A 10,712-nucleotide genomic window follows, 5' to 3' on the forward strand; every position below is an offset into this window, starting at 1 on the left:
CTGAAGAGCTGAGCTTGCAGCTCCTCGCCGTCGATGGCTTCGACGGTCTGGTCCGCGTCAGGCGGCGTGACTCACTGCCCAGCTTGTGACACCGCGTGCGGCGATGTCACGAGCCGCGTTGACGTCGGCGTGCTCAGCGAAGCCGCACGACGTACAGACGAAGGTTTCCTGGTCCGGCCGGTTGCGTTTGTCGACGTGGCCGCATGCCGAACAGCGACGATTCGGTGCTGGCCGCGCTGGCGCACGCCCGCGAGCACTCACCCAAGTGGCGCGACTTCATCCCGCTGCCGCGCCCGGTTGAGGAGGATGAGCCGGAGTCGGGCATCGCGTTCGCCTCGGGCAACTGGCGGCGCGCGGTGACCGACCGGCGCCGTCCCGGCATGGTGGCGCGCCGGCACTTCGAGGCGATGGTGTTCTGCTACCTGGCCGAGGAACTGCGCACCGGCGACGTGGCCGTGCTCGGCTCGAACGAGTACGCCGACTGGGGCGCCCACCTGCGCCCTGGCCGGAGTGCCAGTCGAAACTGGCCGCCTTCTGCGAGAAGGTCGGGCTGCCCGACACCCCCGCCGGCTTCGTCCCACCTCAAGGACGCCCACCTGAGCGCGGCCGCGCACCTGGACGCCGGCTACCTCGACAACGCCGACCTGGTCATCGACGAAGGCGGGGTGCCCACCCTCAAACGCCGCCGCGGTAAGGGCACCGACGCCGAGGCCGAACGGCTGGCGGCGGAGATCGAACGGCGCATGCCCGAACGCTCACTGCTGTCGATCGTCGCGCGCACCGCCCACTGGCTCACCTGGTATCGCCACTTCGGCCCCGCCTCCGGCTCCGACCCCAAGATCAAAGACAAGCTGGGACGGTACTCGCTGGCCGTGTTCACCGGCGGGATCAACATCGGCCCGTACGAGGCGGCCAAGCACATCGCCGGCGTCACCACTCGCGAGCTGTCGATGGTGCGCAACCGGCACATCACCCTGAAGAAGCTGAACGCCGCGATCGCGGATGTGGTCAATGCCTTCGCCGAGCTGGATGTGGTCAAGGCCTGGGGGATGGCAGCACGGTGGCCGCCGACGGCACGCAGGTGGACACCTACATCGATAATCTCCTGGCCGAGACCAGCATCCGGTACGGAGGATTCGGCGGCATCGCCTACCACTACATCTCTGACACCTACGTGGCGCTGTTCTCCCGGTTCATTCCGTGCGGGGTGTGGGAGGCGGTGCACCTGATCGAGGGGCTGCTGGCCAACACCTCCGACATCCAACCCTCCACCGTGCACGCCGACACCCAGGGCCAGAACTTCCCGGTCTTTGCCCTGGCGACGTTGTTCGGGTTCGACCTGATGCCGCGCATCCGCAACTTCAAGGACCTGATCTTCTTCCGCGCCTCCGAGAAGATCGCCTACCCGCACATCGACCAGCTGTTCGGTGAGAGCGGCCGCAATGTGATCGACTGGAAGCTGATCGAGAAGCACTGGATTGACCTGATGCAGGTGGCGATCTCCATCAGTGAGGGCCGCCTGTCCTCGGCCACGCTGATGCGGCGTCTGCGGTCCCACTCCCGCTAGAACCGCATCTACAAGGCCTTCCGGGAGGTCGGCCGTAGCGTGCGCACCGTCGCCCTGCTGCGGTATCTGGCCGACCCGGCGCTGCGAGCGCGGGTCACCGCGGCGACCAACAAGGTCGAGTCCTACAACGGGTTCTCCAAGTGGCTCGGCTTCGGCGGCGTGCTGGCCGACAACGACCCCGAAGAGCAGGAGAAACTGATCAAGTTCAACACTCTGCTGGCCAACCTGGTCGTCTTCCGCAACGCCCTGGACATCTCCGAGGTCGCGCGGCAGCTGGTCGCCGAGGGCTGGAACATCACCGCCGACCAGCTCGGCTAGATCGCTCCCTACCTGCGGGCCCACATCAGCCGCTTCGGCGCGTACGCCACCGACGAGGTTGCCCACGCGCCCGAGCCGTTGGACGCCCGCCACCACTGGTCAGCGACCTGGTCCACGAGCTTGTCCGTACTGGGCGCGCTTGAGGAGGTGGAGCGCGGTCGCCGCGACACTGTCGTGCTGTCGGATCGCTGACGACCGGCGTCCCGGAAATTCTTCAAAGAAATCCGGGTGGCGGTGTCGGATCGGGGTGGTGGTGTTCGTAGCAGGGGTGAGGCCGCCCACGGGGGGGTGGCGCCAAGTAGAGGAATCGCGATCATGAAGCTGACTACTATGACCCAGATCTCCATTGATGGAGTGATGCAGAACAACGGCGCCCCCACGGAGGACCACCCGAATGGATTCGAGCGCGGCGGATGGGCCCTGGGGAAGGGCGACGACGAGACCAGGGCGTTCATCACGCAGACCTACCAGCGCGCGGAGGCGTTCCTGTTCGGCCGGCGCACCTACGAGCTGTTCGCCGACTCCTGGGGATCAATCGACCAGATGCGCGCACATCCCATCGGCGTGGCCTTGAACGAGGCCCCCAAGTACGTTGCCTCGACCACGCTCACCGCGCCGCGTTGGGAGGACACGACCGTTCTCCGCGGTGACCTCGCGGCGGCCATCACTGAGCTGAAGGCCAAGCCTGGGGGCGAGCTGCAGGTGCACGGCAGTGGCGCCCTGGTCCGGTGGCTGCTGGAGAACGATCTGGTCGACGAGATGACTCTGATCGTGATCCCGGTGATCGTCGGCCTGGGCGCGAGACTGTTCCCGGAGACCGGTCCGGATCTTGCGCTCGACCTGATCGAGTCGCGGGTCGACTCGAAGGGCGTGACGATCCAGGTCTACCGGCCCGCCGGGCGCCCGCGGTATGCAACGGCCTGAAGTCCCTGACCACCGAACCACGCTGTCTTGACACCACAGGAGATGATCTTCAGATGCGGTACCTGGTTTCCGTGATCGATGACAAGAGCAATCCTGGCAGCACGGACAGGCGGCCTGCCATCAGCGCGTTCAACGAACGACTGATCGCCGAGGGCTACTGGGTTTTCTCGGGCGGACTCGCGGACACCGACGCGGCCACGGTCATCGACAACCGGGGCGAGCAGGCGGTGTTCAGCGACGGGCCTTTCGTGGAGTCGAAGGAGTACCTCGCCGGCGTCTGGGTGTGGGAGGCCCCCGATCTGGATGTGGCGCTCAAGCTCGCCGCCGAGGCGTCGAAGGTCTGCGATCGGAAGATCGAGGTGCGGCCGTTCCAGTGAGCGACGTCGAGGAGGCGATCACCCGGGCCCACCACGATGAGTGGGCCCGGGTGGTCGCCGCCCTGGCCAGGCGCTTTGGTGACCTCGACATCGCCGAGGAGGCGGTGGCCGAGGCGTTCGCGACCGCCGTGGAGCGGTGGCCGGCCGACGGCGTACCGCCCAATCCCGGCGCCTGGCTGACCACCACCGCCAATCGCAAGGCCATCGACCGGATCCGGCGTGAGAACAAGCGCGACGACAAGCACAGGGAGGCTCAGATGACGTACGACGACCCGCCCGAGCCTGTTGGCGCCATCGATGACGACCGGCTCCGGCTGATCTTCACCTGCTGTCACCCGGCGCTGGCGATGGAAGCCCGCGTGGCGTTGACCTTGCGCATGGTCGGTGGTCTGACCGTGCCCGAGATCGCCCGTGCCTTCCTGGTGCAGGGGACCACCATGGAGCGGCGCATCACCCGCGCGAAGGCCAAGATCAAGGCGGCTCGCATCCCCTATCGGATGCCGTCCGCGGACGATCTGCCGGCTCGCGTCTCCGGCGTCCTGGCCGTCCTGTTCCTCGTCTTCAACGAGGGCTACCTGGCCAGCGGCCCCGACACCGATCCCGTACGACATGATCTGACCGCCGAGGCGATCCGGCTCACCCGCCTGATCCGCGCGCTCCTGCCGCAGGACGGAGAAGTGGCCGGGCTGCTGGCGCTGATGCTGCTCATCGAGGCCCGCCGTGCCGCCCGGGTCTCGGCCGGCGGTGAACTGGTCGCGCTCGACGAGCAGGACCGTGAGGCCTGGGACGCGGAGCTGATCGCCGAAGGTCATCGGCTGGTGCGCGAGCGCCTGGCCGCTGCCGCTGCCGGGGTGGCTCCGGGTCGCTATCAGATTCTCGCGGCGATCAACGCGGTGCACACCTCCGCCCGCGACATCGGCGACACCGACTGGCCGCAGGTCCTCGGCCTCTACGACCAGCTCGTCCGCCTCGACCCCTCGCCGATCATCGCCCTCAACCGGGCCATCGCCGTGGCCGAGCTCGACGGGCCGGAGGTGGCGCTGGCCATCGTTGACGGTCTCGCCGAGGTGTTGGCCGGCTATCACGCCTACCACGCCACCCGTGCCGACCTGCTGCGCCGGCTGGGCCACAGCCGGCAGTCACGCGCGGCCTACGACCGGGCCATCGAGCTGGCCGGCAACACCGGCGAGACCGCCTACCTCACCCGCCGCCGCGACCAACTGCGGTAGCGCCCGCGTTTGAAGAGCGCACTTGATACAGAGATGAAGGGCGACGCGGAACGCTGCACCGTTGACATGTTCAGACGCCAACCCTTCTCGCCGAGCAACGGGGCCCCGGACTCCCGAAGCTGCGGCGGGCCGCAAAGACATCCCAGGAGCTTAGGTGTCAAGCGGCAAGGGGTTTGGTGTGGTGTGACCAGGCGGTTGCCTCGTCGTAGAGAGTCCTGGTCTTCAGGGTCGCCGAACTCTGCCAGCACCCGGGTGCCCAGGACCGGTCCCAGCCCAGGCTGCGACAAGACGATCTCAGCGGCCGGGTGCCGGTCGAAATGGTCCCCCACCTGCCCTTGCAGAGCCTTGATCTGCTCGCCCAGCACGGTGAGGACCGCAACCGCCGAACCCACCGTGGCGGCGTAGGCAGCGGTCACGGCCGTGGGCCGGCCCAGGTGCGCGGTGCGCAGCGCGGCCTGGATCGCGGCGGCCTTGCCGGTAACACCCTGGCGGCGAGCGCGTTTGAGCGCTGCGCTGATCTGGCCGATGGTCAGCTTGGCCGCCGACGCGGGATCAGGGGCCTTGGCCAGCAACTCCAACGTGTCGGCCGCGGCCAGGTCCTCGAACGCCTGCAGGGCGGCGGGGAAGTAGTCGCGCAGCGCGTGCCGCAACCGCTGAGCATGGCGGGTCCGTTCCCAGATCAATGCCTTGTGCGCCTGGGTCACCACCTCGATCGCCTCGGCTTCGGCGCTGTCGCCGGCGACCGGGCGCAGCTGGTGGGAGTCGGTGCGGACCATGTCGGCCAGCATGTGAGCGTCGGCCGCGTCGCTCTTGGCGCCCGAGACGTGACACTTATCTGGGGTATTCAAGCGACGTAGCTGGTCAGCCGCTTGACGGCCGTTAAGGGATGTAAGGCAAGTGGGCCGGCTGCGGCTGAGGCGTCTGGTGCCAACCAAAGGTCAGATGAGCGCCGTCAGCAGGCTGCAGGCGCCGGCGGCGATGCCCGCGCCGACCGAGCAGATGACGATGCCCTTGGCGAAGCCGCGCAGATGGAAGCCGAGGTCGCGGTAGTCGGACATGTCCTCGGTGCCGGGCAGCACGACCAGGGCGGGCCGCCAGGTGACCACGATGAGCCAGTCCAGCACGATCAGGTCGAACAGGTTGAAGGTCTGCAGGATGATCCAGGCGTAGGCGAAGGCGATCAGCAGCCCGGCGTCGGGGGGAGCTTGGTGAGGTGGGTCAGTGCGAGGGCCAGGATGGCGACCACGCCGATGGCGACGATGAGGCTGGCCAGGCGGGTGACGCGTTGCCCGCGCGGGCTTTTCGGGCCGTAGCGGTCGCGGATGGCGGGCGGGTAGTCCTGGACCATGAAGTCGCGGGCGGTCAGCGCGCCGCCGAACAGGACGGCGGTGAACAGCGCGCTGACCGCCAGTCCGTAGATCAGTGCCCAGCTTGTCAGCGCCGCCCACGGGGTCGCTTGCTCCACTGATGTGCTCCTCTGCTGGCGGTTCAGGCGGTCTGGAGCATGGCGGCCAGGTCGTCGGGGATGGGCATGGGCTGGGTGAGGCCGACGCGGGCGCGGCCGGTGTTGCCCTCGGGGTAGCGGCCGAGCGCCGAGCCTGGGGCGGCGACGATGATCCGGATCACCTGGCGGAACGCTTCGCGGCGGTCACGTTGGCGGACGGCGAGGATGAACATCGCGATGTGGTTGGCGGTGTGCGGCCAGGGCCAGGGCTGGGACAGGATGTGGGCGCGCTCCAGGTGCCACCAGTGCGCCTCGTCGTTGGTTGTTGTGCGGGCGGCGCGCACTGGCTCAGGCATCCGGCCGATCATCACGCATCCTGATCGTCGTGTCGATGCTGACGGTGGCGCGGGCGTCGCGCTGGCAGCACCCGTCGGCGCAGTCCTCCTCGCTCGCCGCGGCGGCCTCGCCCGCCTCGCCAGCGGGGGCGAGGGGGTGCGGGCAGCAGGCGTCCCCGCGCCAGGCTTCGCGGCCTTCCTTGACCGCAACGGCGGCGATGACCAGGGCGGCGATCGGGTCGGCCCAGGACCAGCCGAACAGGCTGTTGAGCGCCAGGCCCACCAGGAGCACTGCCGACAGGTAGGTGCAGAGCAGGGTCTGCTTGGAGTCGGCCACCGCGCTGGCGGAGCCCAGTTCGCGGCCGGCGCGGCGCTGCGCGGCCGACAGGAACGGCATGACGATCAGCGACAGGGCGGCCAGGATCAGCCCCGGGGTGGAGTGTTCGGCCTCGCCGACGCCGAGCAGGGCGCGGACGGCGTCGAAGGTGACGTAGGCGGCCAGCGCGAAGAACGAGATCGCGATGATCCGCAGGGCGGTCTTCTCGCGGCGTTCGTGGTCGGCGGCGGAGAACTGCCAGGCGACCGCGGCGGCGGAGGCGACCTCGACGATGGAGTCCAGGCCGAACCCGATCAGGGCGGCGGAGGAGGCGATGGTGCCGGCGGTGATGGCCACGACGGCTTCGATCACGTTGTAGGTGATGGTGGCGGCGACCAGCAGTCGGATGCGGCGCTGAAGGACGGCGCGCCGGTCCGGGGCGGGCAGGTTCAGCATGGTCACGACACCGCCTCCCCGTCGATCTTGCCGCCTGTCCGTTCGCCGAGGCGCTCAAGGTCGTGGTCGAACTCGGCCTGCAGAGCGCTGTGGGCGTCTGCCGGGCGCGGCTGGGTGCCGTGAACGGGGCAGAGCACCACGGCGTGGCCGGTGGCGGCCAGCAGGTGTTCGGCGGAGGCAAGCAGGTCCATCAGCTCGGGCCGGGTCAGGGAGTAGAAGGATTGGCGTCCTTCGGCGCGGTAGTCGACCAGGTCGCAGTCGCGCAGGCAGGCCAGGTGCTTGGACACCGTGGACTGGGCAAGCCCGAGCTCGGCGGTCAGGTCGACCACGCGGGCCTCGCCGCGGGCCAGCCGAGCCACGATGCGCAGCCGGGTCTCATCGGCCAGGGAGTGAAACAGCGCCGCCGCCGGAGAGATGCCCGCGGCGATGTCGGCGCTGACACACCGGCCACCATCAGAATCAATCGCCATATGACGATGATAGCCCAGTTTGGTTATGTATTGGCAGGGGTGCGCGAGGCGGAGCGTCCGGGACGGGGTGGGGCCGGGGGAGCCAGCGTGGGAGAAGGGCCGGTGGAAGCGCGAGGATCCCGGCAACGTGAGGGTTGCCGGGGATCTTGATGTGCAGAGCTTGGGCGGTGGATCCTTGTCCCGCGTCACTGAGCCGAATCCTGTCCTGTCATGTGCTCACCCATGCCCATCATCCGGTGACAGTCGGCCATCACGTGGTCATGTTCGCCGGTGGTCGGCGGGTCGGCGGGCATCTGGGCGAGTGTCCAGGTTCGCTGAGATCAAGCCTGATGACGATCTCCGTGAGGGCTTTGGCGAGGGTGCGTTCGAGGGTGGTCATGATCAGGGCTCCTGGCTGGTCGTCGAGGGGTGCGGCGCGGTCCGGGGATGGCCGCCATGACGCCAAGGCTGTCCTGGTCAACCTGCCGCCGGCTCGGCGAGCCGGGCCTCCAGATCGGCGATCATCTGGGACAGCAGACCGGTGTTCTCCTGCCGGACCACCTGCGGGCCGACCTTGTCGAGACCGGAGACCTTCGCGATGCACTCGTCAGCGGCTTTGGCCATCGTTTCGAACTCCTTGCGCGCGATCGAGTGCGGGTTGCCGGCCTCGAACGTGGTGGCGCGGTGCACGTCCTTCACCGACGTCATCGCCGCTCGTGCGGCGGCCATCGCGTCGCGGGCGCTGAACTCATCGCCGTGTCCGTTGCGCATGTAGCGGATCACCCAGACCCGGCGCCGGGCAGGGTCGGTCGACGGCATGAACCGCTCCAGACGATCGCCCCGGTTGGCCGCGATCACGCGGACAACGCCGACAGCCCGCCGCAGCCGGCGACCGTCGGGGATCATGACGCCGACGGCGATGTCGGCGTAGCTGACCTCGCGCCCGTGGTTGCTGCGCAGCCAGATCATCACGTCCGCGACGTCGTTCTCGGCCTGCGTCCAGCCCAGCCCATCGCGCCGCTCCGTGATGTCTGCCGTGGGCTCACAGCAGCTTGCCGTTCTCGTCCGGGAACTTCGCTAGCGCGGCGTTGTCCAGGGCGGAGCCGGTGGCGAGGTCGCGGACGGCGGTGATGGCCGCTTCGGCGCCGTCGCAGAGTTCGGCGATGGCTTGGGCGCGGTCGGCGGTGAAGCGGATCTGCTGTTTGTGCAGCAGCGACAGCGCCCGGGAGGCGGCCATGCGGATCTCGGCCATGGCGTTGAAGACGTCCATGGACGCATCGGCCTCGGATCCGTCACGGACCGCGCGGGCTTGGGCGGCGAAGGCCTCCCGCTCCGAGCGCCGGGCGCTGTCGTACTCGCTCTGCCGCTGCCTGGTGACCTCTGCGGCCGCGGCGCGGTCGGCCGCATCGGCGGCAGCCCGGCGCGCGTCGAACTCCTTCAGGGCCTCCCGCGCCGCCAATCGCATCGCCTCATCAGCCAAAAGCGCGGTCTTGACCGCCTTGGGGTGGGTCATGACGTAGGTGATGGCCGAGGGGCGGGTGCCGGACTTTTCCGCCTCCCGCTCGATCGCCTCGCGCCGCTCGGGCGAGATGTTGCGGGCGTCCCAGCTGCGGTAATAGCCGTTCTTGCCATAGAACGGATACTGCTTCTCATCGGGGAGTTCGACGTCCGCGCCCGGATGCAGGTCGAGGGCGAGCGGAACGATGCCGTTGGCGGCCAGCCGGTTCCATGCCTCCCAAAGGGCCATGACCCGCTTGGCGCTGGTGCCGGCCCGGCGGGCGAACTCCCGGGCGCTGATGCGCCGGAAAGTGTTTCGGTCGAAACACTTTGTGGACTTCTGTTCGAATCCGACGCCGTTGCCTTCCCCGGGTGTGACCCGCCGGGCAACCAGATAGGCCAGTAGCCACGAACCTTTGCGCTCCAAGGTGGCGAACTGGGCGATGTCCGCGCCGAGGGCATCCTCGCCGTCGTCGCCCTCGCTCTCGATGGCCTGCTCGGGCGGGTCGTCGCCCATCACGCTGCCGATCGTCTCGTCCATCACGTGGTCACGCTCTCGCGCCGAGCACGACGCTGCGCCGGGATGCCGACCGCGTGGATAGCGATGACCTGGCGTGCCCATTTCATGAACACGTCCAGATCGTCCAGCGCGACGGCGGCGTCGGCCTGCTGCGTGACATCCAGCTGCACCAGATGCCGGAAGCGCTTATTCCCGCAAGTTGCCCCCGGCAAAATCGGGGCAAAACGGACAACTTCCGCTCGGGTCGGTGACCGGGCCCGGCGCGCCTGCCGGGCGCGCTCCGGAGCCGTTCGCCTCCGGCGGGCTGCTCGGTCCGGGCGGGCGGAAGGTGACGCAGAGGCACTCAAGACAATCTCAAGCGTGACCTTCTACACCTACAGGGGTGACTACGACTCCGCCGCGGCAGCGCCGCTCACTATCTCGCCGCACACTGCTCCTGGGCGGACTCGGCGCCCTCGCCATCGGCGTACCGACCACGGTCGCCTGCACCCGCACCTCCGCCCCCACACCGAGCGCCACCGATCTTGTGCTGAGCACCACCCTCACCGGCCACACCGACAGTGTCTTCTCGGTGGCGTTCAGCCCGGACGGCACGACCCTCGCCACCGGCAGCCTCGACAACACGGTGCGGTTGTGGGACGTGGCCGGCCGCAAAACCGTCGCCACCCTCACCGGCCACACCAGCGAGGTCTGGTCGGTGGCCTTCAGCCCGGACGGCGGATTCCTCGCCAGTGGCGACGGCGGCGACGACACGGTGCGGTTGTGGGACGTGGCCGGCCGCAAAACCGTCGCCACCCTCACCGGCCACACCGACGATGTCTCCTCGGTGGCGTTCAGCCCGGACGGCACAACCCTCGCCACCGGCAGCCTCGACAACACGGTGCGGTTGTGGGACGTGGCCCGCCGCAAAACCATTACCACCCTCACCGGCCACACCGGCTCTGTCTCCTCGGTGGCCTTCAGCCCGGACGGCAAACTCCTCGCCAGTGGCGACGGCGGCGACAAGAGCGTGAAGTTGTGGGATGTGGCCGACCGCAAAACCATTGCCACCCTCACCGGCCACACCCGCGCTGCCTTCTCGGTGGCGTTCAGCCCGGACGGCACAACCCTCGCCACCGGCAGCGCCGACAAGAGCGTGAGGTTGTGGCCGACCCGCTGACCCAGTAGCTCATCACCACTGCAGCCCTACCGCCAACATCCGGTCCGATCCTCCCGAAGGCCCGCCCGGCGCGGCCGCGCTCCGGAGCTGTTCGCCTCCGGCGAGCTTCTCGGCCCGGGCG

General features: G+C 68.8%; 15 protein-coding genes and 1 pseudogene. 5 read left to right on the forward strand and 11 right to left on the reverse strand.

Features of this window, described 5'->3' with window-relative positions; translation table 11 throughout:
* Positions 1 to 57: 57 nt before the first annotated feature.
* Positions 58 to 261 (reverse strand): zinc ribbon domain-containing protein, encoded by a 204-nt coding sequence (locus IG98_RS49385; protein ID WP_245651841.1) that lies wholly within the window; start codon positions 259 to 261, stop codon positions 58 to 60.
* Here IG98_RS49385 and IG98_RS48200 point away from each other — a divergent pair.
* From IG98_RS48200 to IG98_RS0134465, 4 genes and pseudogenes are all read left to right on the forward strand, one after another.
* Positions 216 to 1,957, forward strand: a pseudogene (locus IG98_RS48200) (transposase); the annotation flags it as partial. The gene IG98_RS49385 and the pseudogene IG98_RS48200 sit on opposite strands and share 46 nt — an antisense overlap.
* A 243-nt stretch (positions 1,958 to 2,200) precedes the next feature.
* Positions 2,201 to 2,809 (forward strand): dihydrofolate reductase family protein, encoded by a 609-nt coding sequence (locus IG98_RS0134455; RefSeq protein WP_030922071.1) that lies wholly within the window; start codon positions 2,201 to 2,203, stop codon positions 2,807 to 2,809.
* 53 nt (positions 2,810 to 2,862) lie between these two features.
* Positions 2,863 to 3,186, forward strand: coding sequence for a YciI family protein (locus tag IG98_RS0134460; protein WP_030922074.1), 324 nt, complete (start codon positions 2,863 to 2,865; stop codon positions 3,184 to 3,186).
* Positions 3,183 to 4,415: an RNA polymerase sigma factor gene (locus IG98_RS0134465; protein ID WP_030922076.1), complete on the forward strand. Its 1,233-nt coding sequence runs from the start codon at positions 3,183 to 3,185 to the stop codon at positions 4,413 to 4,415. Before IG98_RS0134460 ends, IG98_RS0134465 begins: the two co-directional genes overlap by 4 nt.
* Here IG98_RS0134465 and IG98_RS0134470 read toward each other — a convergent pair.
* The 10 genes from IG98_RS0134470 to IG98_RS51175 form a co-directional block, all read right to left on the reverse strand.
* The gene (locus tag IG98_RS0134470; RefSeq protein ID WP_211264255.1) at positions 4,382 to 5,263 is read right to left on the reverse strand and encodes an IS110 family transposase; all 882 of its coding nucleotides are present in this window, start codon (positions 5,261 to 5,263) and stop codon (positions 4,382 to 4,384) included. The genes IG98_RS0134465 and IG98_RS0134470 overlap by 34 nt on opposite strands.
* A 90-nt stretch (positions 5,264 to 5,353) precedes the next feature.
* Positions 5,354 to 5,539, reverse strand: coding sequence for a hypothetical protein (locus IG98_RS0134475; RefSeq protein ID WP_051753324.1), 186 nt, complete (start codon positions 5,537 to 5,539; stop codon positions 5,354 to 5,356).
* 56 nt (positions 5,540 to 5,595) lie between these two features.
* Entirely contained in the window at positions 5,596 to 5,880 is a 285-nt protein-coding gene (locus tag IG98_RS0134480) for a hypothetical protein (protein WP_051753325.1), read from the reverse strand.
* Between the two features lie 23 nt (positions 5,881 to 5,903).
* The gene (locus IG98_RS0134485) at positions 5,904 to 6,215 is read right to left on the reverse strand and encodes a DUF3703 domain-containing protein (protein WP_245651842.1); all 312 of its coding nucleotides are present in this window, start codon (positions 6,213 to 6,215) and stop codon (positions 5,904 to 5,906) included.
* Positions 6,208 to 6,966 carry a cation efflux transmembrane domain-containing protein gene (locus IG98_RS0134490; protein ID WP_051753329.1) on the reverse strand — a complete coding sequence of 253 codons (759 nt, stop codon included), beginning with the start codon at positions 6,964 to 6,966 and terminating at the stop codon, positions 6,208 to 6,210. Before IG98_RS0134490 ends, IG98_RS0134485 begins: the two co-directional genes overlap by 8 nt.
* Positions 6,967 to 6,968: 2 nt before the next feature.
* A complete protein-coding gene (locus IG98_RS0134495; RefSeq protein ID WP_084195854.1) occupies positions 6,969 to 7,436 on the reverse strand; it encodes an ArsR/SmtB family transcription factor in 468 nt (155 codons plus the stop codon).
* A 250-nt stretch (positions 7,437 to 7,686) separates the two neighbouring features.
* Positions 7,687 to 7,815 carry a hypothetical protein gene (locus IG98_RS54445; RefSeq protein WP_281178566.1) on the reverse strand — a complete coding sequence of 43 codons (129 nt, stop codon included), beginning with the start codon at positions 7,813 to 7,815 and terminating at the stop codon, positions 7,687 to 7,689.
* 77 nt (positions 7,816 to 7,892) lie between these two features.
* A complete protein-coding gene (locus IG98_RS0134505) occupies positions 7,893 to 8,387 on the reverse strand; it encodes a hypothetical protein (RefSeq protein ID WP_211264256.1) in 495 nt (164 codons plus the stop codon).
* A gap of 70 nt (positions 8,388 to 8,457) precedes the next feature.
* Positions 8,458 to 9,453 (reverse strand): hypothetical protein, encoded by a 996-nt coding sequence (locus tag IG98_RS0134510; RefSeq protein WP_211264257.1) that lies wholly within the window; start codon positions 9,451 to 9,453, stop codon positions 8,458 to 8,460.
* Entirely contained in the window at positions 9,453 to 9,602 is a 150-nt protein-coding gene (locus IG98_RS51175; RefSeq protein WP_157594687.1) for a hypothetical protein, read from the reverse strand. Before IG98_RS51175 ends, IG98_RS0134510 begins: the two co-directional genes overlap by 1 nt.
* A gap of 212 nt (positions 9,603 to 9,814) precedes the next feature.
* Here IG98_RS51175 and IG98_RS0134520 point away from each other — a divergent pair, with 212 nt between their 5' ends.
* The gene (locus tag IG98_RS0134520) at positions 9,815 to 10,591 is read left to right on the forward strand and encodes a WD40 repeat domain-containing protein (RefSeq protein ID WP_084195855.1); all 777 of its coding nucleotides are present in this window, start codon (positions 9,815 to 9,817) and stop codon (positions 10,589 to 10,591) included.
* Positions 10,592 to 10,712: the final 121 nt, after the last annotated feature.

The organism is Streptosporangium amethystogenes, from assembly GCF_000721075.1.
Classification (GTDB): Bacteria; Actinomycetota; Actinomycetes; order Streptosporangiales; family Streptosporangiaceae; genus Streptosporangium; species Streptosporangium amethystogenes.

Excerpts from the sequence above, each read along its gene's own strand:
- IG98_RS0134455 (WP_030922071.1), top strand. The coding sequence starts at position 2,201 with ATGAAGCTGACTACTATGACCCAGATCTCCATTGATGGAGTGATGCAG.
- IG98_RS0134460 (WP_030922074.1), top strand. The coding sequence starts at position 2,863 with ATGCGGTACCTGGTTTCCGTGATCGATGACAAGAGCAATCCTGGCAGC.
- IG98_RS0134485 (WP_245651842.1), bottom strand. The coding sequence starts at position 6,215 with ATGCCTGAGCCAGTGCGCGCCGCCCGCACAACAACCAACGACGAGGCG.
- IG98_RS0134490 (WP_051753329.1), bottom strand. The coding sequence starts at position 6,966 with ATGCTGAACCTGCCCGCCCCGGACCGGCGCGCCGTCCTTCAGCGCCGC.
- IG98_RS0134495 (WP_084195854.1), bottom strand. The coding sequence starts at position 7,436 with ATGGCGATTGATTCTGATGGTGGCCGGTGTGTCAGCGCCGACATCGCC.
- IG98_RS54445 (WP_281178566.1), bottom strand. The coding sequence starts at position 7,815 with ATGACCACCCTCGAACGCACCCTCGCCAAAGCCCTCACGGAGATCGTC.
- IG98_RS0134510 (WP_211264257.1), bottom strand. The coding sequence starts at position 9,453 with ATGGACGAGACGATCGGCAGCGTGATGGGCGACGACCCGCCCGAGCAG.